The 23,414-nt window shown below is 39.7% G+C and carries 20 protein-coding genes; 12 read left to right on the forward strand and 8 right to left on the reverse strand.

Annotated elements, in window-relative coordinates; all coding sequences use genetic code 11:
- The 4 genes from NWP17_RS11015 to NWP17_RS11030 all read right to left on the reverse strand — a co-directional run.
- Positions 1-260, reverse strand: a 260-nt coding sequence (locus tag NWP17_RS11015) for a hypothetical protein (RefSeq protein WP_280654958.1), incomplete at its 3' end; no start/stop codon positions are given.
- A 246-nt stretch (positions 261-506) separates the two neighbouring features.
- Positions 507-1,850 (reverse strand): hypothetical protein, encoded by a 1,344-nt coding sequence (locus NWP17_RS11020; RefSeq protein ID WP_280654959.1) that lies wholly within the window; start codon positions 1,848-1,850, stop codon positions 507-509.
- 44 nt (positions 1,851-1,894) lie between these two features.
- Complete coding sequence (locus tag NWP17_RS11025; RefSeq protein ID WP_280654960.1) at positions 1,895-2,731, reverse strand: hypothetical protein; 837 nt, start codon at positions 2,729-2,731, stop codon at positions 1,895-1,897.
- A 158-nt stretch (positions 2,732-2,889) separates the two neighbouring features.
- Positions 2,890-4,692 (reverse strand): hypothetical protein, encoded by a 1,803-nt coding sequence (locus NWP17_RS11030; RefSeq protein WP_280654961.1) that lies wholly within the window; start codon positions 4,690-4,692, stop codon positions 2,890-2,892.
- 247 nt (positions 4,693-4,939) lie between these two features.
- On the opposite strand from NWP17_RS11030, the gene nifV reads away from it, so the two are divergent.
- Positions 4,940-6,076, forward strand: a complete 1,137-nt coding sequence (gene nifV, locus NWP17_RS11035) for a homocitrate synthase (protein WP_280654962.1) — start codon at positions 4,940-4,942, stop codon at positions 6,074-6,076.
- Here nifV and NWP17_RS11040 read toward each other — a convergent pair.
- On the reverse strand, positions 6,073-7,620 hold the full coding sequence (locus tag NWP17_RS11040; protein WP_280654963.1) for an FAD-dependent oxidoreductase: 1,548 nt from the start codon (positions 7,618-7,620) through the stop codon (positions 6,073-6,075). The two genes, nifV and NWP17_RS11040, sit on opposite strands and share 4 nt — an antisense overlap.
- Positions 7,621-8,083: 463 nt before the next feature.
- Here NWP17_RS11040 and NWP17_RS11045 point away from each other — a divergent pair, with 463 nt between their 5' ends.
- From NWP17_RS11045 to NWP17_RS11075, 7 genes are all read left to right on the forward strand, one after another.
- On the forward strand, positions 8,084-9,343 hold the full coding sequence (locus tag NWP17_RS11045; RefSeq protein ID WP_280654964.1) for a glycosyltransferase: 1,260 nt from the start codon (positions 8,084-8,086) through the stop codon (positions 9,341-9,343).
- A 35-nt stretch (positions 9,344-9,378) separates the two neighbouring features.
- Positions 9,379-10,395: a glycosyltransferase family 2 protein gene (locus NWP17_RS11050; RefSeq protein ID WP_280654965.1), complete on the forward strand. Its 1,017-nt coding sequence runs from the start codon at positions 9,379-9,381 to the stop codon at positions 10,393-10,395.
- A 42-nt stretch (positions 10,396-10,437) separates the two neighbouring features.
- A complete protein-coding gene (locus tag NWP17_RS11055; RefSeq protein ID WP_280654966.1) occupies positions 10,438-11,310 on the forward strand; it encodes an ABC transporter permease in 873 nt (290 codons plus the stop codon).
- Positions 11,311-11,312: 2 nt separating this feature from the next.
- Positions 11,313-12,590 carry an ABC transporter ATP-binding protein gene (locus NWP17_RS11060; RefSeq protein ID WP_280654967.1) on the forward strand — a complete coding sequence of 426 codons (1,278 nt, stop codon included), beginning with the start codon at positions 11,313-11,315 and terminating at the stop codon, positions 12,588-12,590.
- A 15-nt stretch (positions 12,591-12,605) separates the two neighbouring features.
- A complete protein-coding gene (locus NWP17_RS11065; RefSeq protein ID WP_280654968.1) occupies positions 12,606-13,541 on the forward strand; it encodes a glycosyltransferase family 2 protein in 936 nt (311 codons plus the stop codon).
- A 36-nt stretch (positions 13,542-13,577) separates the two neighbouring features.
- The gene (locus NWP17_RS11070; protein ID WP_280654969.1) at positions 13,578-14,639 is read left to right on the forward strand and encodes a glycosyltransferase; all 1,062 of its coding nucleotides are present in this window, start codon (positions 13,578-13,580) and stop codon (positions 14,637-14,639) included.
- 77 nt (positions 14,640-14,716) lie between these two features.
- Entirely contained in the window at positions 14,717-15,694 is a 978-nt protein-coding gene (locus tag NWP17_RS11075; protein WP_280654970.1) for a glycosyltransferase family 2 protein, read from the forward strand.
- A gap of 121 nt (positions 15,695-15,815) precedes the next feature.
- Here NWP17_RS11075 and ruvC read toward each other — a convergent pair whose 3' ends face one another.
- Positions 15,816-16,307: a crossover junction endodeoxyribonuclease RuvC gene (gene ruvC / locus NWP17_RS11080; protein WP_280654971.1), complete on the reverse strand. Its 492-nt coding sequence runs from the start codon at positions 16,305-16,307 to the stop codon at positions 15,816-15,818.
- A 110-nt stretch (positions 16,308-16,417) separates the two neighbouring features.
- On the opposite strand from ruvC, the gene NWP17_RS11085 reads away from it, so the two are divergent.
- Both NWP17_RS11085 and tsaE read left to right on the forward strand, forming a co-directional pair.
- Entirely contained in the window at positions 16,418-17,806 is a 1,389-nt protein-coding gene (locus tag NWP17_RS11085) for a gluconeogenesis factor YvcK family protein (protein WP_280654972.1), read from the forward strand.
- A gap of 7 nt (positions 17,807-17,813) precedes the next feature.
- Positions 17,814-18,263 carry a tRNA (adenosine(37)-N6)-threonylcarbamoyltransferase complex ATPase subunit type 1 TsaE gene (gene tsaE / locus NWP17_RS11090; protein ID WP_280654973.1) on the forward strand — a complete coding sequence of 150 codons (450 nt, stop codon included), beginning with the start codon at positions 17,814-17,816 and terminating at the stop codon, positions 18,261-18,263.
- Between the two features lie 124 nt (positions 18,264-18,387).
- On the opposite strand, the gene patS is transcribed toward tsaE, so the two are convergent.
- On the reverse strand, positions 18,388-18,441 hold the full coding sequence (gene patS, locus NWP17_RS17605; RefSeq protein ID WP_371514399.1) for a heterocyst-inhibiting signaling peptide PatS: 54 nt from the start codon (positions 18,439-18,441) through the stop codon (positions 18,388-18,390).
- An 836-nt stretch (positions 18,442-19,277) separates the two neighbouring features.
- Positions 19,278-20,597, reverse strand: coding sequence for a dihydroorotase (locus NWP17_RS11095; RefSeq protein ID WP_280654974.1), 1,320 nt, complete (start codon positions 20,595-20,597; stop codon positions 19,278-19,280).
- A gap of 233 nt (positions 20,598-20,830) precedes the next feature.
- Here NWP17_RS11095 and lepB point away from each other — a divergent pair, with 233 nt between their 5' ends.
- Positions 20,831-21,454 (forward strand): signal peptidase I, encoded by a 624-nt coding sequence (gene lepB / locus NWP17_RS11100; RefSeq protein WP_280654975.1) that lies wholly within the window; start codon positions 20,831-20,833, stop codon positions 21,452-21,454.
- An 83-nt stretch (positions 21,455-21,537) separates the two neighbouring features.
- On the forward strand, positions 21,538-23,373 hold the full coding sequence (locus tag NWP17_RS11105) for a two-component system response regulator (RefSeq protein ID WP_280654976.1): 1,836 nt from the start codon (positions 21,538-21,540) through the stop codon (positions 23,371-23,373).
- Positions 23,374-23,414: the final 41 nt, after the last annotated feature.

Here is a 23,414-nt window from a genome sequence, read left to right on the forward strand (position 1 = left end):
TCTAATTTATTGTCTATGTCTGCCAGTGCGGTTTTACCATTGTCGTAAGACAGACTGGGTAGTTTTTGAATTGATGTCACTACCCCATCTAATTCTACTTTAACCTTAGATACATAGGACTGTAGTGTGCCATTATAGTCCAATGCCCACGCTGGGGTGGGAGCAATTAGCAGTAGGGACAGAATTAAAATTATTAAAGTTTTGCACGCCACCTGGATTGAACTTAGTATGTTCTTCTGGGTAAAAGGTTTGATGTTCATGTTCTATCTGTTGGTTTTAATGACTGGTAATTTCCATGGCAATATAGCGAATTTTCCCTAAGTGAGGTACATCCTTATCCAGCAAGATACAAGATATATTAAACAGCGAGCAGGACTTGTATTGAGCGCAGTCTAAGTATGCTCGCACTACAATCTTACGTGTTTAAGAAATGCTATAATAGTGCGAGCAAAATGTCCGCTAATGTCCCAAATTCAGTTAAAATTCGCTATTTTAACAACTTATAGCTAGGATTTGGCATTCAACATGGTTAAATAATTACCCCATCTTCTGTCTTTTTCTGCCGCCTCTTCCAAAGCTTTCTTCTGCTGGTCAAGAGAATCGAAAATTTGTTTAGCTAACCGGGGTGTTTGTTCCTTGGCTGTGAAGATAGAAGGTGATGCAGCAATGTTAGCTGATACTTTATTGTATGTATTTCTTGCTGCTACGTAATATTCTTGACATACGTTATCTAGAGCCACCCATTGGGATAAGTTTTTGACAAACATTACAATAAATTCTGGACTAGAGTATTGCTCAATTAGCTCTTCTGGCGTAAATTCTCCTTGATAATCATGAACAGCATTGGAGGAGCTTGATTTTTCCAGTTGCTCACAATATGTTTGGATGCTACGCCAGAAGAGTGTTGCTTCACTTAATGTTGACCCAATAGCGGCAAGAGCGCGACGGGCGTAATGGAAAGTTTCCACAGCTTTTGCTGCTTCAGATAAACCGCTTTGGGCTTTCATGATGTCGGCTGCATATCCTTGCAGCTTCGTCAAATTATCAAGTATTGACTGATTGCACTCTTGAGATTTTCTGTTGTAGGTTTCATGAGTTTCTCGCAAAGCCTCTTTATTGTGGTCTCTAACTCCACATACAGCACTAGCAACAGTTTTAATAGCACCAACAAACCAACCGTCTTTTAGTTTTTCCACACTGTCATAATATTCTCTAGTTAGCTTTTCCATCTCGTCTGCAAGTCCCCGGCGACGGACTTCGGCTGCTGCTTGTTCTGCCTTCAGTTGATTCAGCTTTTTAGTCATCTCCGCTTTTTCGCTTTGACTCATGGCTATAAGATTAATAGCATCTTGATTGACCAGTTCTGATTCACTACCAAGGACGGCGATGCGCTCTGCTAATTGCCCGGATTCATTGGCCATATCTCTGGCAATCCTGCCACAATATTTGAATTGAATTATGGCTAACCTGTCTTTACCTTGCAATAGCAAGTTGTATATCTTGATGAGAGTTGCGGCCACTTCTTGACCCCGCCGTCCGAAAATATCTAGTGTGTTCATGCAATCACCAGAAACATCTAGCAGTGATTTTTGCAGTGCGGACACTTTGGATTGAACAGCTGTACCCGCCAAGGCATTGTATGCCAGAAACATTAAGTCTGCGGCATTTTGCAAGTTGGACACCAAAGCATCAATGCACAATTTGCCTAAAATATCCTGGCGAGATTCCCGGACTAATTGACTGTGATTGCCGGGAGAATTTTTGACAGAATATAACTCTTCTTGACCATTTATAGAAAGTGTGATTGATCCTTCTGCTGAATTGTGTTTAACTATTTTTATGGCAGTCATGTTACTTACTCCGTTAATTGATTGGTGATGGGTAAATTACTGTTCTAAGCAGGAATGGCTAAGTTTTCAGTCAACTTTGCCAGCGATGTATTTAGTTCTGTGATTTCAGTTAATACATCAGGGTCACTGAAGGAGTTAAGAGCATCTGCATACTCTTTGACATTCCCAAATTTCTGTGTTGCCAGGTTAATGCGTTTTTCTAACTGATCACAGAGTTTGGATATTTTATTGGTTAATACTATTCCCTCAGACAGGGTTTGATTCTCCCTTTCTAATTTAGCTCTCTTTTCTTCTAAGGGTTTTAGTCTAGATTCGAGTAATAATCGCTCAGACTTACTTTTTTTCAGAAACTGCTCATAATATCCAACTGGAAGAAATTCGTTTTCTTGTATTATTATTGGTTTCGCGACTGCTGCCTGAGCGAATCCTCCTAACTGAGGGGGACCTTGGATTACTCGCGGTTCCTCGATTTCAACGAATATTTTTAACGGTGACCTTCGACTTTCGACTTTTTTAAGTTCGGCTTCATTCATTTGGATTTCTTTTTCTAAGGCATTTTGGGAAGCATATAACTTATTGATGAAATCAATAAGTTGATTAGATTCTTGCTGTGCTTGAACACTCAATTTCTGGAAATATGTAGCATCTTTGCCGGCATCGTTTTTAATTTTTTCTAATTTATTGTCTATCTCTGCCAGTGCGGTTTTACCATTATTGTAAGACAGACTGGGTAGTTTTTGAATTGATGTCACTACTCCAGCTAATTCTACTTTAACCTTAGATACATAGGACTGTAGTGTGCCATTATAGTCCAATGCCCATGCTGGGGTGGGAGCAATTAGCAGTAGGGACAGAATTAAAATTATTAAAGTTTTGCACACAAACTTGGCTGGACTGACTAGGCGTTGATGGTTAAAAAAGCTGACTTTCATGGATGTGTAGTTACTTACTGTATTACTTGTAGATGAAGGGAATATAGATGGTTATAACAACCATCTATATGGTCAAAAAGTATCAAGGAGAATCTACTAACTGGACTTTAACGGACGGTTTGGGCCTGAACAGTTATAGTCTGCATCTGATGGCGAAAAGAGTTGATTTCATCATCTATAGCTGCCTGTTCTTTTTCCGCAGATGTCAAAACTGCTTGGGCTAATTTAGCTACCTGGGCTGCCGCTTGATCGTCTGATGGGGGATTTCCGTGGTTTTTATTGACTTTCCCGTATACTTCATTGACTGCTTCTAAATATTGACTACAGACACTATTTAGCGCCACCCATTGGGCAATATTAACCAATGCGGGTTTGATAAATTCTTCGCTAGAGTAATGATCTTGCCGCTCTTCTAGGGTGAAGTATTGTATCATGAAGCGAAGGTCATCTGTAAAGTTGTTACTTCCCAATTCTTCTCTACAGTATCTCTCCATGTGTCGCCAAAACTTGGTTGTTTGACTCAATGCGGATACCACTCCTTGGAGAGCTTGGATGGCGAATTCCAAACTCTTGATTGCCATTTCTATATTATTAGTTTCTTCGTTGGTGTATTTGAGTTCTACCACATATTGTGCAAGACTGGCTAAGGCTTCGCGGTTTTCTGCTGCCAACTGATTTCTATGTTCGTAGTATGCCATTTTCTGTTTGGATGCAGTTTCAGCAGCTGAGTATGACTGGCTTGATATTTGTTGCAGTTGTTTGGAAACATCACTTAAGCCTGATAAAAGAGTCTTGACAGCTTCTTCTGCTCCTTTGAGTCTTTTCTCAATATCGGCACGTTTGGCTTCAGCATCGGCTTTGTCTTTTTCTGCGTCTGCTTTAAGCTGTGCTGGGGCTGCGGGATCTTTGATAATTTTTTCAGCTTTTTCGAGCTTGGCGTCATTCTCCCTCTTTTCCTCGTTAATGGCGCTTCTTGCTTCTTCTTTTTCCCGCAACTGCTGGCTCAGATTTTCTTTTTTCTGCTGCGCTTCTGGAGAGGGTGCTTGAGTGCTGGGTTGATTACCACCTGCTTGACTGGGTGGAACATATCCTCCTGGTAGTCCGACGGGAGATTGAATGGCGATGACAGCTTGAGCTACTGAACCAACACCTGCAGCTAAAGCGCCGACAGTTGCTCCAACTATTCCGGTAATAAACGCTCGCTCTCCTTCAACTTTTTCCCGCTCTCTGGCTTCTTCGTATTCTTTTTGTGCATTCTTCAGGTCGGCTTCAATATTCTTCTGTAACTCTTGAGTTTTGGCCTGAAAAACTTTGATTTGATTCAATTTTTCCTGTAGTTTTTTCTTGGTATTTTGATCGGATACTTTTTCTTCAATCGCTGCTTCAGCTGCTTTCTGGGAAGCATCAACAATCTTCTGAAAACGAGCTGCTAATTTTTCTGCTTCATCAGCCATCTGTGTTGCAGTATCTCCACAACGTTGTAGTTGTTTGAGAGCTAGGCTCTCCTTACCTTTGATCATCCAGGTACAAGCATTAAAGGCATCGTCAGCAATGGCAGCAGATTTAGTTTTAAAAACCCCCATGGTGACGGTGGCTTCCAAGGTGGCATCCAACAGGGATTTTTGTAATCCAGATACAGTTGCTTGAAGCGCTCTTTTAGCTAAGGCATTGTATGCAAGAAACATCAAATCTGCGGCATGATCCAATCCGGTTACCACTTCGCGGACAGATAGATTTTGGAGAATTGATTTCTCAGAAAAACGTACCAATTCAGATTTGGCGGAGGGTTTTGTTTTAATGGAATATTTCTCTGTAATTCCTTTGTTTTCAAAACGCAGGGTAATTGCGTACTCCTTTTTCTGCGCGTCTGCGGCCGCTCCGGTAACTGGTACAAGAGTGATTTCGTCCATTTTACTTACCTTTAAGTTACTTTCAAGTTATTTTCAGGGTTTTAATTACCCACCTCGAAAATATAGCATCTGTTATATAATTTACAAATTTAAGAAAAAATTAAATTTTTAAACCCTTGTAGAGGCTGGACTTCAGCATGAATAGTGTGAATAATATTGTAATAAAAATTAATATGCGCTTTATGTACGCCTTATATACTTTTAAAAAATTGTGTATATTAACTGTGGTGATCGAGGAATTACAAACATGACTCAAATTGTCATCAATGACACAACCTTGCGAGATGGTGAGCAAGCTGCTGGGGTAGCTTTTAACTTAGAGGAAAAAATAGCGATCGCTCAATTATTGGACGCTATGGGAGTTCATGAGCTAGAAGTGGGGGTTCCGGCCATGGGTAAAGCAGAACAATACGCCATAGCCAGAATTGTTAACTTGGGTTTACAAGCTGACCTGCTGGGTTGGAACCGGGCGGTAATTTCAGATATTCAGGCTTGCATAGATTGTGGTTTGCGGCGAGTGCATATATCTATTCCTGTATCTGCAATTCAAATTAACGCCAAATTTCAGGGAAAATGGCAGGTGGTTTTAGACAAGCTGGGAGATAGTATTAACTTTGCCCTTGATCATGGATTATTTGTTTCCGTAGGTGCAGAAGATTCTTCCAGAGCGGAGGAGAAATTTCTGTTAGATGTAGCTCTTTATGCTCAAGAACGTGGTGCTTCACGATTTCGCTTTTGTGACACTGTGGGGATTCTCGACCCTTTCACTACTTACACACAAGTTAAACAATTAGTAACGGCATTATCAATCCCGGTGGAAATGCACACCCACAATGATTTTGGTTTAGCAACTGCTAACAGTTTAGCCGGGATCAAAGCGGGTTCTTTATCAGTTAATACAACGGTGAATGGTTTAGGTGAAAGGGCGGGAAATGCTGCTTTAGAAGAAGTGGTGATGGCTCTCAAACGCATCTATAATACTAACTTAGGTATTGATACTTCTCGGTTAGTAGAAATATCCCGGTTGGTGGCGACAGCATCAGGGTATAATCTTCATCCTGGTAAAGCAATTGTAGGTGAAAACAGTTTTGCTCACGAATCAGGTATCCATGCTCATGGTATACTGAAAGACCCCCGAACTTATGAACCTTTTCCACCGGAAGAGGTAGGGGGCGAGAGGCGGTTAGTGATAGGTAAACATTCTGGTAGGCATTTATTATCTACTCTACTGGAACAGCATGGCATTTTTCTTGATCCACAAACAACCCAGTTGGTCTTGGATGCTGTGCGACAAGCATCAGTAGAAAAAAAGGGTGGTTTAACTACTCAAGAACTTTTGCATTTAGCACAAGCATTCAACACAGTTATGCTATGTAAGGATTAATCAGAATAGTCGGCTCCAGAACCATATTTCCAAGCATCAATGAGACGATGCCAAAAATACTGTTCTTTGCTGGGTTGATTCTTGATCCATGTTTCTAAAGTGGGAGTGAGTTTAAATAAGGCGGTGTAAATACCTAAATTACTGTAATGTACTACCCAGTTAAACAAAGTTCCTAACCCTACTTGGGGAATGATTTTAGCAATTAATCCCGGATGGGATAAGCCAGTTTTTAACAGTGTTTGTGTGAGGGGGGAAAATTGCACGACATCTTGTAAAAATGGTTTTAACACTGGTGTACCCAGTTTTTGCATTTCTTCAAATACAACTGTGAGTAGTTGATTAATTTGTTCTGGGGCGATTTGCTGATTTATACCCACACTCATCGCCCTTTGAAATAACCAAGTAACTGTGAGATTGGGCTGTAATGGTTGTATCCAGTCTAGGGAATTTGCTGATAGTTGATTGGTTTGCAGTGCTTCATCAATGGCAAATGTTAACCGCTTCAGATGACGTAACATCGCCCCAAAGCCACCAAAACTCAAGGGAGATTGACTACCACTGCTGTCTCCCACAGTTAAAACACCATACCAAGGAGTTTTCAGTGGGCTTTGGCGATAGCTGGGAAAAAAGCCAAATAGCGCCCGTTGAAACTGCAATTGATTTAATTCCACGCCTTGATATTCTGGTAGCAGTCGCAGATATTCTTCAAACAATGCTTGTAAACTTAGGCGTTGTGGTTCTGCATCGATGTAGGTAAATAAGTAGGTGGTTCTACCATCCCTAGCTGGGAAGGCTTCCCAAAAGTACTGACATTGATTTGCTAAGGGTGTGAATGAATATAACAGGTCGCCGGTGGTATTGGGGGGAAAACCCTGGGCGCAACTTCCCACCACTAAACACAAAGCATCTGGTTTTTTTCCCTGGCGTGCTTGGCGGGCGATGGGGGAAAAATGTCCCATTGCGTCGATTAACAATCTAGTTTTGTATTGGTTATTGACTATCACTCCGTCTGGATGAACTACTGCTTCAGTGAAGGGTGTATTTTCTAATAACGTTCCCCCGTCCGTAAGAAATCGGCTTTTTAATTTATCTAGTAGATAAACTGGATCTACGCCAATATTTAACACATCTTCTACCCAAATTTCTCTACCACCAGCAAAACTGACTCGTGCAGGGTTATATTTGGTGGTGATGGCTTGTTCTAATTCTTGAGTGGTGAGCAAGTTTAATTCCAGCAATACTTCTAATTCTGGGCGGGAAATGTTCCACTCTTGTTGTCTTCCTCGTAAAATTCCCCTTTCTATTAACGCTACTCGCCGTCCCTTCACGGCTAAGGCGCAACCAATTAAAATCCCTAAAGTACCACCACAGACAACTACATCCCAGTCTACAAGGTTTAATGAATTTTGACTTTCTTTAATTACTGTGGTGACTGGTGCTGTGTTTTGTGTGATAGATGTTAGCAGGCGATCGCTGTGATGTAAGCTTTTTAAAACATCGCCTGGTAGTTGGGAGAGGATTTTTTCAGTTAAGGATGGGTACATATTTAATTATGGGTAACAGTCTACTAGTATTAATCTTATCTTAGACAGGTTTTATTTTTTGATGAGAGGTTGGGTGATTTAGCCATAGATGCGCTGAATTAGTTGGGAACTGAATAACCAAATTATGAATGAGTAGAAATATATATATAGTCGGCTTCTTAGCCTTGTGGGTACATCAACAAAAATATTCTCAGTATTTAAATATATCTTATGGTAGATATTGAAAATTTTTAGTTGTTTAATATAGACAAAAGTGTTAAATGTCTATGCCAATTATTTCGACTTACTTTCTGATCTATAGCTGTTTTTGACGTTTTTTTTGTATCTTCTCAAAAAGGTTGTTTTTTTGATTCAGATTGTTATATAACAAAATTTATCTTCAAGTATATCTAGCTGGAAAAAAATTTGTTTTCACTACACCACATCAGGTAAATAAATAGATAGTAAGCTGTAGGGTAATAGTATGAGAATTGCTTTCATAGTGGGAGATTTTCCTGTTGTGTCAGAAACTTTTATTATCAATCAAATTACTGGTTTAATTGACCGGGGCTATCAAGTTGATATTTATGGTAGTCAGCCAGAGAATACTTATAAAATTCACCCAGATGTAGAAAAGTATCACCTATTGAATCATACATACTATACACCTAAACTTCCCAAAAATTACTTGTGGCGGTTGTTCAAGGGGATAGGATTAATCTTGAGAAATTGGCAAAAATCTCCTATGGTTGTGCTGCGATCGCTTAACATTTTCAAATATGGTAGAAGATCGGCTTCTATGCGGTTGTTATATTCAGTGATCGGGCTACTAGATGCTCAACCTTATGATATTATTCATTGCCAATTCGGAATATTAGGACTGGAAGGAATGATTTTGCGGGAAATTGGTGCTATCAAAGGTAAATTAATTACTACATTTAGAGGTTATGATATCAGTTGGTTTGTAGAGCAGAATGGAGAACATATTTATGATTCACTATTTGCTAAAGGAGATTTTTTTCTGGCCAACTGTGAATATTTCCAGAAAAAAGCTATCAAACTAGGTTGTGATCCACAAAAGCTGGTTGTTCATGGTTCGGGAATAGATAGCAGTTTGTTTCCATTTAAAATCAGACAGGCTTATGCTGATGGTAAAATTCGGATTGCTACAACTGGCCGTCTCATTGAAAAGAAAGGTATTGAATACGCTATTCTTGCTGTTGCCAAAGTGGCGAATTATTACCCAAATATTGAGTACAATATCATTGGGGATGGTTTATTAAAGCCAAAACTGCAAAAGCTGATTGATTCATTGAATATTACTGATAAAGTTAGGCTTTTGGGTTGGAAAACCCAGCCAGAAATTGTAGAAATTCTTGAACAATCACATATTTTTATAGCCCCCAGTGTGACAGGGAAAGATGGTAATCAGGATGCTCCAGTTAATACTTTAAAAGAAGCCATGGTTATGGGCTTACCAGTGATCGCCACTGATCATGGTGGTATTCCTGAACTGGTTGAAAATGGTGTTTCTGGTTTTCTGGTTCCAGAACGAGACTATAACGCCATAGCGTCAAAGTTAAATTATCTCATAGCCCATCCAGAAATTTGGTCAACAATGGGTAAAGCCGGTTGTACTTATGTAGAGTCACATTATGACCTCAATAGGTTAAATGATAGATTAGTTGAGATTTATCAGCAGGTAATCATGAATAATTTATGTTTTCAAGGTACAACAGCCTAACTCCAAGAGTTAATAGTAATTATTGAGATAAAATCATGAACTTACAAGCGATCGCCAACCCAGAGGTTACAATTATTGTTTCACCACGGGAACGTTTTAGCTACACCCGTGAATCCTTAGAAAGCATTTATGAGCATACCAAGTATCCCTTTAAGTTAATTTACGTTGACGGAGGTTCTCCTCGTCACATCAGGGATTATTTAGCCAAACAAGCGCAAGAAAAGCAATTTGAGATAATTCGCACCAATTATTATCTTCCTCCAAACTGCGCTAGAAACATGGGTCTACGTCAAGTTACCACTAAATACGTAGTTTTCATTGATAATGATGTGGTTGTTACTTCCGGGTGGTTGAAGCCTTTAATGGAATGTGCTGAAGAAACCAATGCAACCGTAGTTAGTCCCTTGATTTGTCAACATTTACCACTACACACAGAAGTACATTGTGCAGGTGGAGAATCTGCTATTGCAGTGCAAACAAAAGGAGAAACCACAAAACGGCGGATAATTGAAAAAATTTATAAACAAGGTCGAAAAGTTGCAGATGTTTATCCCCAGTTACAACGGCAAAAAACGGGTTTAGCAGAGTTTCACTGTATGATGGTACGCACAGAAATTTTTGAGCAAATAGGTTTGTTAGACGAAAAACTTCTGAACACAAAAGAACACATTGATCTGTGCATATTGGTAACGGAAGCTGGTGGTACAATCTACCTTGAACCAAAATCTTTGATGACTTATGTACCAGCGACGCAACTAGAGTGGACAGACATACATTACTATATGCTGCGTTGGAGCGATGCTTGGGAAATAGCAAGTCTGAAACACCTAAGCGACAAGTGGAAGATTACGGAAAATGATTACTTTAAAAATAAGTATAGCCGTTTGGGATGGCGGCGACAGATGACGATTATTCATCCTCTATACCGCCAACTACCCATTGGTAAATTTGGCTCAAAAGCAGCTGGAAAAATTCTCAGTTCTATTGACAAGGTAATTAATCGTTATTTAACCAACCGCTATGCTCAATTTGCACCAGGTGACTGGAAGTAGGAAAAGCAGCCCAATGCACTGGTAAAGAAAGGGTCAAAAGTTTTGAAGCAATATCACAGACTTAATTCTCGGCTACCTCATTTTGTTTATACACCTGAAAGTAGTCTGAAATATCCCATAAGATTATGCAGACAAATGTGGCGAGATTTGCTAGGCTCCCGCGAAATTGCTTGGCGACTAATGGTGAGGGATATTAGCGCTAAATATCGTCAGTCTTTGTTAGGAATAGCCTGGGCTTTTTTACCATCAATTGTTATGGCTGTTGGTTTTACCCTTGCTAATAACGCCAGGGTGATTAACATTGGTTTTACAGGTTTACCCTATCCAGCCTATGTTATGTTCAGTACTGCATTATGGCAAACATTTGTTGAAGCTTTAAACGGACCAGTACAAGCAGTGACAATGGCCAAACCAATGTTAGCTAGAGTTAATTTTCCTAGAGAAGCATTGATTTTGTCGAAAATGGGTGAGGTTTTCTTTAACTTTGCTATTAAGCTGATTTTAATAGTAGCCTTGTTTATCTGGTTTCGCATTCCTGTAGGTTGGACAGTAATTTTAACTCCAGTTTCATTAATTCATTTAGTTTTGTTGGGAACTTTAATCGGGCTGTTATTGGCTCCATTGGGGGTGTTGTATCAAGATGTATCGAAAGGGCTAAGTATGCTTACAGGCTTTTGGCTATTTCTGACCCCTGTAGTTTACCCAGTCCCCAAGGGTGGAACTTTTAGTTTTTTAGTACAGCTTAATCCTGTCACGCCTTTGTTAGTAACAACAAGAGAATTAGCTACCACAGGTATTGTATCAGAGCCTATGGGTTTTTGGGTTGTCAGCGCTGTTAGCTGGTTAGGGATCTTACTCACCTGGATTATATTCCGTCTAGCTATGCCTTTTGTGGTTGAGAGAGTTAGTTCTTAATCATGACTAATTTAATAAAACAAGAGACTTCTGTGTGGAATAAAGATAGTGAATTACTGATTGAAGTTGATCAGGTTTCTAAAAAATTCTGTAGAGATTTAAAGCAATCTTTATTCTATGGTGTGCAAGATATTGCTACGGAGTTAATAGGGGGAAATAGAAATGGTGCTAATCTGAGAAAAAAAGAGTTTTGGGCGCTGAAAGATATTAGCTTTCAACTGCGCCGGGGACAAGCATTAGGTTTAGTTGGATCTAATGGCGCTGGTAAAAGTACATTACTACGTATTATTAGTGGTTTGATTAAACCTGATACTGGACGTGTGGAGGTTAGAGGTAGAATAGCTCCATTAATTGCACTAGGAGCAGGCTTTAATCCTATCCTGACTGGAAGAGAAAATATTTATGCAAATATGTCAATTCTGGGTTTATCAAAACAAGAAATAGAAGAGAGATTCCCAGATGTGATAGATTTTTCGGAAATTGGTGATGCTATTGATGCACCGGTACAAACTTATAGTTCTGGGATGGCTGCTAGGTTAGGCTTTGCTTGTGCAGTTCACATAGAACCGGATGTTTTATTAATTGATGAAGTTTTGTCTGTAGGAGATATTAAATTCAAAATGAAGTGCCATCATCGGCTAGCATTACTGCGAGAAAAGGGCACAGCTTTTATCTTAGTTTCTCATAACCAATACAATATATTAAATGTATGTGAAACTTCGCTGTATTTAGCCAAAGGCCAGTTGATTTTATCTGGTGAAACTGAAACAATTATTCGTAAATATGAAGAAGACTTGTGTTTGCAGGGAACGGAAACAGCTTTAGGAAGGATCACCTTACCACAAAAACCAAAAAGTGAAAGCTTAGGGTTAGATATTCTTTCTGTATGCTTTCAAGATCAAGAAGGAAATTTATTACCAAAGGTGACAACTGGTAAACCTGCTTATTTATCAGTAAAATGCCAAGCCTATAAACATATTAAGAATGTCAATTTAGGATTCTTACTCTCAACGACTAGTGAAGGTCAATCGCGGATTTTGACTATCACCTCTGCTAGTGAAAATCAGGATTTAGAAATATTTCCAGGAATAGTTGAAATTCAAATGCAAATGTCAAGCTGCGGCTTAATACCTGGGGTGTATAGCGCTAATATCTACCTGAAAGAGGGTGTACGAACTTTTGATAAAATCGAGTCTTTTCGTTTTACTGTTAAATCTGAGCAGAATACTAGTCGGTGTTTATTTTATCAGCCTCATACTTGGAAAGTTATTAATCACTAAGGTGTTATTTTGCCAATGAGCTACCCTTTATTAAGTATCATTATTCCTACATATAACCGCCCTCATTTATTACCACGGGCAGTTAACACGGCTTTAGCACAAACATTAGAAGATATAGAGGTAATTGTTGTTGATGATGCCTCAAATGAGCCTGTAAATCTACTTACAGACCCACGACTAAAAGTTATTCGGTTACCAAAAAATCAGGGTACGGCGGCGGCTCGTAATATTGGCGCAAAGACAGCAAGGGGACGATGGATTAGTTACCTTGATGATGATGATGAACTGTTACCTCATATGGCTAAAGTGTCTCTTGAGGCTGTTGCTAATACAAGTTTGCCAAAACCTGTAGCAGTGCTATCGAGTCTGGAAGTTGTTAATCAAGATGGTAAGTTTCTCAGTCAGCGTGTACCGCCAAGTTTACCGCGTGGCGCGCATTTTTTTTTAGAAGAAATTGAGTCTGAGTTGTCGTTTTTTTCTAAACAAACACTGGTTGTAGAACGGGAATTGTTTCTGAAAATAGGCGGTTATGACGAAAATTTTACTTCTCGCGTACATACGGAAATGTTCTTGCGGCTAAATCCTGTTTGCTCAATTCTTGGTTTACCTACAGTTAGTTATCGCCTGTATGTACATGATGGCCCTAGAATTTCCCAAAATCCCGCCCTACGTCAGGTGAATTTTCAACGTTTAGTTTCTAAACATCAATCGCTACTTCTTCAGCATCCTAAAGCATTTGCCAAATTTTTGTATGAACACGCTGTGAGGTCATCCCAATTAGGTCAAAACAGTGAGGCTTTTTCAACATTGTTATGGGCAATGCAATTAGCTCCTAGAGATACTTTATTAAGAATTAAAACCAGTTGTAAAAACAAATTTATGGGATATATTCCCCAGGTGAGACAATCAACTAGGAGTAATTATTCTGACTTAGATAACCCGGAAAATTAATTTTTTTTAAATTACTGATGTTTATGTGAGGTAATTATGAAACAAGTTTCTGTGATGTATATTATTAAGGGCTATCCCCAAATTTCTCAGACTTATATTAAAACGGAACTAGAGGCGATTTACCATGAATATAAAGTAAGTATTGTGTCTCGTAATCCATCCAATATTCCTTATAAAAATCATTTTCCTTATCAACATTTGACGGAAATTGATGCCATTATAGAATTGATAAAAGAGGTTAAACCTGATGTTCTCCACACACATTACTTGAATCAGTTGGACACTGTAGGAACTGTTGCTGAAATTACAGGAATACCCTTTACAATCCGCACCCATTCTTTCGATACACTTTCTTTGAGAGAAAAAAACTGGCAGGTTTATATAAAACAAATTCTGGCAAGAAATACTCCGCAATTTAAGAAAGTTGCTAGTGTCAAAGAAAACTTGCATTGGATAAATCATGATCTTTGCTTGGGGGCTTTAGCGTTTCCCTTTGTTAGACCTTTTTTAGAAAAACATGGTGTTCGGAAAAATAAAATTATTGATTGTTATCCGGTGGTAAATTATCAGTCTTTTTATAATCGCTCAACTAATGGCGATGCGATTATGAATACTGGCGCAGTTTTGCCTAAAAAGAAAATGGAAGACTATATTACTCTAGCTTCTTTAATACCTGAGAGGAAGTTTAATATTTATGCGCTAGGTTACGATGTTGAAAAACTAAAATCTTTTAATGAAATAAAGGGTAATCCCGTAAATATTATTTTGCCAGTGGAACCCAATCAAATGCCTTGTGAATACAAAAAACATCAGTGGCTGGTATACACAGCAGCATTTGAATTAGCAACAGTGGGTTGGCCTATGGCTGTGGCTGAAGCACAAGCTTCTGGGGTTGGTGTGTGTATGCCTAATATTCGACCGGATATTAAAGATTATATTGGGGAAGCTGGATTTATTTACAATTCTATTCAGGAAGTAGTTGATATTATCTCTCAGCCGGTACCAGAAGAGATGCGAGAGGCTGGGTTTATATATGCCAAAAAATCAGACATCCAAGAACATAAACATTTACTAACTAATCTTTGGGATAAGGTATAGGAAATTTTGCCCAAGTAGATACAGTAGCAGACAACCAGCACTACAAGATTTATACCATTTATATTTCTAATATCCATATGAAAAAAAAACTAGTTTCTATCATTATTCCCTGTTTTAATGCAGAAAAATGGTTAGCGGAAGCAATTGATAGTTGCTTGCAACAAACTTATGCAAATATTGAGATTATTGTGATTGACGATGGATCTACAGACAATTCATTAGAAATTATTAAAAGTTATCAAGATAAAGTAATTTGGCAGGTTTTTCCTCATAAAGGTGGAAATTATGCCAGAAATAGGGGTTTTGATTTGTCTAGTGGAGAGTATATTCAGTACCTAGATGCGGATGATTATATTTTGCCTGAAAAGATAGAAAGGCAAGTCCAATGTTTAGAGGAAACAGGAGCCGATGTTGTTTATGGTGATTGGAGACATCAGCGCCATTTATCTAATGGTTCTATTGTGTTAGAAAACATAGAAACATCGGAAATACAAACAGATATTTTGGCTTCTCTACTAGCAAATTGGTGGGTTGCTTTAGCTGCTATTCTTTATCGAAAAAGCGCAGTAGAAAGTAGTGGCGGGTGGGATGAAACTTTGACGGCTGCACAAGATAGAGATTTTTTTATTTCTGTGGTTATCAATAAAGCCAAAGTTGTATATCAACCAGGCTGTTATTCAATTTATAGGCGATACGGTGCGGTGACAGTTTCTACATTTTCTAAAACTCGTTGGTTACAAAACCACTATATAGTTTTAGGTAAAAGCGAGAAAAAATTATTAGAAATGAATAATTTATCTATAAAATATCGTCATGCTTTGGCTAGATCATATTTTGAGTTAGCCAGGGAGTCGTTATTTGTGGATTACTCACAATACCTAATTTTTTTAGAGGAGGCTCTAGTTAGGTTTCCGGAGTTTCAAGTAAATAGTAAAAGGGGAATTTATAAGTTAGCTCAAAATATTTTGGGTTTTCGACAAACTGAACGACTTGCTAGCCGCTTTTTGTTTGTGAAAAGGTTTGTTACTTCAGGTAAGTTTGGCATGACATCTTGAGGCTGGGAAGTGGGAATATAATGTTGTAGTGCGAGTATACTGTGGCTAGGCTGAGTACCAGTCTTGCTAGCTAGTTAACAAACGCTAGCACATGATTAACTAGCTAATTTCGTTATTAAACCTAAATCTGAAACCAAGCTGTTAAAGCCAGGGCTAGGGCATCAGCAGCGTCATCTGGTTGGGGAATTTCGTCTAAATCTAACTCCCGCGCCACGGCCTCTTGCACTTCTGATTTATCGGCGTTACCATAGGCTGTTAAAGCTTGCTTAACTTGGGCAGGAGTAAATTCAACATACGGGAGCTTGTGCTGTGCTAAAGCTAACAACAGTACACCCCTGGCCTGTGCTACAACAATTGTGTTTGACATACGATAAAAGAATAATTTTTCTATGGCAACCAAATCTGGTTGTAATTCTTCAATAACGGTATGCAAATCATCAAACAAAACACAGAGGCGCTGTCCCATTTCCATGTCTGGGGAGGTGCGAATTACGCCAAAGTCAATGGTTTTTACTGTGGTGTCTGGCCGCAGTTGGGGATTTTGTGTGCAGGTAATGGCTCCAAATCCTAAAATTGCTAGTCCTGGGTCTAATCCTAAGATGCGTTTTTCCATTAAGTTCAATAAAACTCTGGCAACTTTAACAACTCTACATTTGGTTTCGATACCAATTGGTGTAAATTTTTTTTAAATCTTTTATTTTGTAGCACTGCTCCGAATCAGGTATGTCAATTGGTTTTATCAGACAAGCCCTCACCGCCCTGCAAAAGCAGTCGCGCCGTTGCACTTCCTATCGGGTTAACCAGTGGTTTAAGTGGTTATCTCCCGGTTTAGCTGTGAAACGGTGGTTACTCATCAGCCTTAGCGGTGTACTACTGGCAATTTTGGGGTTGGCTATATGGGTGAAGCTAACCCCAATTTTTTGGGGGATAGAGTTATTGAGAGGTTTTCTGGGAGTAGTTGCTAATATTTTACCCCACTATATCAGCGGCCCGGTGGTGTTGCTGTGCGGTGTGCTGTTGCTGCTTTGGGGACAAACTCGCACTGTAGGCTCAATTACTCAGGTACTACGACCAGATGGGGAAGAAGAATTAATTGATGTGCTGATGGCATATCGTCGATTATACCGTGGTCCTAAAATAGTGGTGGTTGGTGGTGGTACTGGACTTTCGACTTTACTAAGGGGATTGAAAACCTATAGCGCTAATATTACTGCCATTGTGACTGTGGCTGATGATGGTGGGTCTTCTGGTCGCTTGCGCCAGGAATTTGGGGTTTTACCACCGGGGGATATTCGTAATTGTTTGGCTGCACTAGCAGACGAAGAAAAGTTATTAACAGAGTTGTTCCAATATCGTTTTAAGGCGGGGGACGGGTTGATTGGTCATAGTTTTGGTAATTTGTTTTTAGCGGCTATGAGTGATATTACAGGGGATTTAGAACGGGCGGTGGCTGCTAGTTCTAAGGTGTTGGCAGTGCGGGGACAGGTTTTGCCAGCTACTCTAAGTGATGTTCGCCTCTGGGCTGAATTGGAAGATGGTCGTTGCATTGAGGGAGAGTCTAAAATTACTGAAGCTGGGGGAAAAATTGTGAATATTGGCTGTATTCCTGCTGATCCACCGGCTTTGCCCGCGGCTATTAAAGCAATTAAAGAAGCTAACTATATTATTGTTGGACCCGGTAGCTTATATACCAGTGTTATTCCTAATTTACTGGTACGGGAAATTGCGGATGCGATCGCCATGTCCACAGCCCCTCGCATCTACATCTGCAACATTATGACTCAACCGGGAGAAACTGATGGATATAGTGTAGCAGACCATATTAAAGCAATTGATACGGCCTGCGGACAAAGGCGGCTGTTTGATGCTGTACTGGTGAACAAAAAGTCCCCCTCTGAGCAGTCAGTGGTACGCTATGCTGAACAAAATTCCCATCCAGTATTCTTGGATAGGGAAGATGTTACTTTATTAGGGCGACGAATTGTTTTGGCTAATGTTCTGCATGAAGATACCACAGGCTATGTGCGTCACAATCCCCAGAAATTAGCAAGAGTTTTATTGCGGTGGTACAGTAGAAGTCATCATCGAGCCGGCAAAAATATATCATCTTGATTTGGTTATGAATATTTTACTTGCAGGTGCAGAAGCAACTCTACGGTTGGGCGTTTCACTTGGTGAAAGTCTGACTGTGGGGAGTGTAATTTTATTGAATGGTGATCTAGGTAGTGGTAAAACTACGCTGGTGCAGGGAATTGGTCAAGGTTTAGGTATCACTGAACCCATTGTTAGTCCTACTTTTACTTTGATTAATGAGTACAGAGAAGGACGTATTCCCCTTTACCATCTGGATTTATATCGCTTAGAACCTTCTGAGGTGGTGGGTTTGAATTTGGAGATTTATTGGGAAGGTGTTGAGGTAATACCGGGAATTGTGGCTATTGAATGGGCGGAAAAAATGCCTTACAAGCCGGATAGTTATCTAAGTGTGGTGTTGAATTATGGTGATCATGGCCCTCGTCAGGCTAAAATTACACCTGTTAATTTTAGTTACTTGGGTGTTGTTGGTTAATACCCTGTTCCCTGTTTCTTTTGATGAAATTTACCGACGGCTAGCCCCCATCAATGGAATTTAGGGGCTAGCTCGCTGTTATATTAATGGTCTCGTCGAAGAGAGGGAGAATTCCGCACTCGTCCTATCTACCACTACCACGCTCATCAAGGAAGTTTACTAACATTGTTGTCTTCATTATCCAAAAATCAATGAAATACTGTTCAAATTAAGCACTGGTAATGATTGATATCTACTAGCTTGTTGCTGTAGATAAATAACTGGTTTTAATATCATGTCTGGTTGAATACCTGTCATTAGCAAAGTTTAGCGATCGCTGCGTTTCCCTTGGTTACACTAATGACCTGGTATAAGTAATTTACCAAACTTGATATGGACTTGATATAAACTGTCCCAGATATGAGATTGCGAGTTTTTTTAATACCTACTCTCCAGGGAAGTTATATTCAAGTGGGGATGTAAGATGGATTTGAATTACTCAGCAAATGCTGGTATTTTTTCATTATTCCTATTGCTTCATTGCTTTAATTATCTTGATAAATGGTGATTATTTTTGTTTGATTGGATGCTGATTTATTTTTTATTTGCTCCGGTTTGATAGCTAATCTCAAGCTAGTTAGCTATGTCATTTTCGGAAACTGAAAACAATCAGAACGATCAGAATTAGGTTTTCAGACCGTACAAATTAAGTGCATATAAAATTTTTATATGTATAAAACATATTTTCCACATAAATTTGCCCGTTTTACTTAACCCTATTAATTCTCTACGTTATGCAGAGAAAAAATCCGGATAGTGGGATACAAAAAAATTGATGGAAAAGTTAAATGTTTCACCTTTGCAGGTCTGCAAAGGTGGACTTATGTTCACAGTTAGTATTCCCAGGAGAGATGGGGTACTTGGGAATCAACAGTTACTGAATCTGCCAATAACTTTGATAAGTTGGACTGATGTTACTATGTGTGTTTCTGTGGCTAGGAATTTGAGGCGACGGTTGATGACTAATGATTGTTGCTAGACAAATGTTAAGGCTTGTCCGCGTACTTCTGTATTTACTTGGCCTTGGTCATAAACAATTCGACCGCCAACAATAGTTGTGACAGGCCATCCTGTGAGGTTCCAGCCTTCAAAAGGACTCCAACGACACTTAGTTAAAAGTTCTTCCCGGCGTACTGGGCGATATGTATTTAAATCTACTAAAACTAAATCCGCATCGTAGCCGGGAGCGATCGCCCCTTTATTGGGTATACCATAGGCTACGGCCACAGCTTGAGACATCCACTTGACGACTTGGGATACGGTACACTGCCCATTCATAGCTGCTGTTAACATTAAAGGAAGGGAGGTTTCTACTCCTGGCATTCCAGAGGGGGTGTGGGGATATTCTTGAGCTTTTTCTGCTAAGGTGTGGGGTGCATGGTCTGTGGCGATAAAGTCTATTACACCGTCCCGGAGGGCTTGCCAAAGGACTTGGTTATCGTGGGGCGATCGCAAGGGTGGATTCATCTGTGCTAGGGTTCCTATTGTTTCATAGGCACTGGTATTTAATAATAAATGCTGTGGAGTCACCTCTGCTGTTACCCAACTGGGTTTATCCTGGCGCAGCAGTTCTGCTTCTTCTGCTGTAGACATATGTAGGATGTGCAGGCGACGTTGATATTTACGGGAGAGGTTTAAGGCTCGTTGGGTTGCTAACAGTGCGGCTTGATTATCTTGGATCTGAGAATGAATAGCTGGATCATGAATCCCTGCAAATTCTTGGCGACGTTGGTTGATTCTAGCTTGGTCTTCGGCATGAACAGCGATTAAGCGACTACCTTGAGCAAATATTGCTTCTAAGGCTTCTTCTTGATCCATGAGTAACTGGCCGTGCATTGACCCCATGAATATTTTAATGCCGGGTGTGGGGTTAGCTGAAAGTAAATCTGGTAGGTTCTCTGTTGTTGCTCCAATAAAAAAGCCATAATTAACTAGGCACTTTTGGGAGGCACGTTGCAGCTTGTCGTCTAAGGCTGGTTGGGTGGTTGTGAGGGGTCGCGTGTTGGGCATTTCCAAAAAGGAGGTTACACCACCTTTGGCACAGGCACAACTGGCTGTAAATAAGTCTTCTTTGTGTTCTAGCCCTGGTTCTCGGAAATGGACTTGGGGGTCGATGACTCCTGGCAACAAAGTTAACCCTTGTGCGTCAATTTCTGTAACTGTTGTTGTGGGGTATATTTCCGGCGCAACTTCAACTATCTGGTTGTGGCGTGTGAGTACGTCTCCTACCATGAAGTCACCATCTGGGAGAATGATGTTAGCACGCCGAATTAATAAACTTTCTGGAAATGACATGAGGTTAACAGTGGTCTGAGGTTAGAGAGCTTGCTTTCCCTAGTATGTGTATTTTTGCATATTTTATTTAACTTGGGTTTGGCAAAAGAAAAAAAGTTAATTTTTGTTTTTCGATCTTGGTGTGTTATGAAGATGATAACTTTAACCATGATATCAGGATTTACTCGTTAAGATAAAAGAACATAATCTCCCCGAACGAGTTAATTACTTTACTCTTCCCTTATTTCTATTTCATGCGAAATCAAGTGTCTGATAACCAATCTAGTCAACAACCTGATAATTCTTGGATCGCCGAACTTGCTAGAACAACTGTATTAAGTGTGGTTCTAGCCTTGGGGATTCGTACTTTTGTGGCTGAAGCTCGCTGGATTCCTTCTGCTTCTATGGAGCCTACGCTAAATGGCACGCCTAACCAGTGGGAGGCAGATAAGATCATTGTGGATAAGTTGAAGTATAGATTTTCTGAACCCCAACGGGGGGATATTGTGGTTTTTTCCCCGACGAAAGTACTACAAAACGAACAATATAGTGATGCTTTTATTAAACGTATTGTGGCTTTACCGGGGGAAAAAGTAGAACTGAGGGATGGGCGAGTGTATATAAATAACCAGCCCCTGGAAGAAGTTAAATATCTGGGTTCGGATCAACAGACTGTAATTGATGTTTGTAAATCCGGTTCCCAAGCTCCTTATTTAGCCAAACCCGTCACTATACCACCTAACTCATATTTAGTTTTGGGTGACAATCGCAATAGTAGCTATGATAGCCGTTGCTGGGGTGTTGTACCGCGAGAAAATATTATTGGTCGTGCTACAGTCCGGTTTTGGCCTCTAAATCATATCGGTGGACTGAATTAGGCTTGATTGTATCCCCAGACTTTTAATTACTGGATAGGGTTGATTTCATTACCAATTCTCTGGGAAGATGCGCTGAAGGCAGGATGAATAACAAGGGGTTAGATGCGGATAAAAAAGATATTTTGATTATTGACGATATGCCAGAGAACCTGCGGGTTTTGTCCTGTCTGTTTACAAGGGCTGGATATACGGTTCGCAAAGCTTTTAACTGGCAAATGGCTGTGACTGCTTGTGAAACAGTAGTACCGGATATCATCTTACTTGATATTATTATGCCGGATGTAGATGGTTATCAGGTTTGTCAGAGGTTGAAGGACTGGGATATTACAGCAGATATTCCGGTAATTTTTATTAGTGCTTTAGATAATGTTTTCGATAAAGTTAAAGCATTTAAAGTGGGAGGTGTAGATTATATTGCTAAACCGTTTCAGTTTCAAGAAGTTCTGGTGCGGGTGCAAAATCAAATTGCATTAAGAACCGCAAAACTAGAAATATTGAAACTCAATACCCAACTAGAAGAAATGGTAAAGCGGCGCACCTGGGAATTAGAACATACTCTGAAAATCCTACAAGGAGAAGTTGCGGCTCGTCGGCAAATGCAAGATACACTCCTAGATATGGTGCTACATGATTCACTGACTGGTTTACCCAACAGATTTTTGTTTATTAGACAGCTAGAAAAAGCTTTACATCAGGCTAAAAAAGAATCAAATTATCGGTTTGCTGTATTGTTTTTGGATTGCGATCGCTTTAAAGTTGTTAATGATTCTCTGGGGCATTTAGTGGGAGATGAGTTACTCATTGCCATTGCTCGCCGATTACAATTATGTTTAAAAGATACTGACACTTTAGCACGATTGGGAGGGGATGAATTTGGCATTATCTTGGAAAAATTGCCGGATATTAATGCAGCGACCCAAGTATCTGAGTTCATCTTAAAACAGTTATCACTGAGCTTTAAACTGTCTAAATGTGAAGTATTTATTAATGCTAGTATTGGCATTAATTGGGGGAGTAAAGACTATGATCAGCCAGAATATTTGCTGCGGGATGCTGATACGGCTATGTATCGTGCTAAAGCTTTAGGAAAGGCTAGATATCAAGTTTTTAACCCTGCTATGTATGAAGAGGCTGTGCAGCTGTTAGATTTGGAAAATGACCTGCGTCGAGCTATTAAACGCCAAGAATTTGTGGTTTATTATCAACCAATTATTTCTTTAACCACGGGTACTGTCTCTGGTTTTGAAGCACTGGTACGCTGGAAACACCCAATTCGCGGTTTGATTTTGCCGGGGGAGTTTATTCCTGTTGCTGAGGAAACAGGTTTAATTAATACTATTGATAAATGGGTATTACGGTCAGCTTGTCATCAACTGCGTATGTGGCAAGATGACCCAGCCACACCTAAAAATATAACTATTAGTGCTAATTTGAGTGGGCGGTTATTTTCCCAACCTAATTTTATATGGGAAATTGACGAAATTATTAATGAAACTAAAATCAATCCCTTGTGTTTAGAATTGGAAATCACAGAAACTGTGATTATGGAAAATAGTCACAGGGTGAAAACAGTTCTGCATCAGCTTAAGGAAAGAAACATTCAATTAGTAATGGACGATTTTGGTACTGGTTATTCGTCTTTAAGTTATTTACATAATTTTCCTTTAAATAAACTAAAAATAGATAAGTCTTTTGTGAGAAGTATGGGGGAAATTGGGGAAAATATGGGATTATTTCCAGCTATAATTAGTATTGCTGAGTCAATGGGGATGACGGTACTGGCGGAAGGAGTGGAAAGTAGAGAGCAATTAGAAAAGTTGAGGCGTTTAAATTGTGATTTTGTGCAAGGATATCTATTTTCTCAACCTCTAGAACCAGGGTTAGTACTCAGTTTTTTTGATGCAGCACCTAAATGGTAGGGGTGGGGGTAAGCGGGAATTGAGGGGTTGTAGTGGTGGGC

The organism is Chrysosporum bergii ANA360D, assembly GCF_029891735.1.
Lineage (GTDB): Bacteria > Cyanobacteriota > Cyanobacteriia > Cyanobacteriales > Nostocaceae > Umezakia > Umezakia bergii.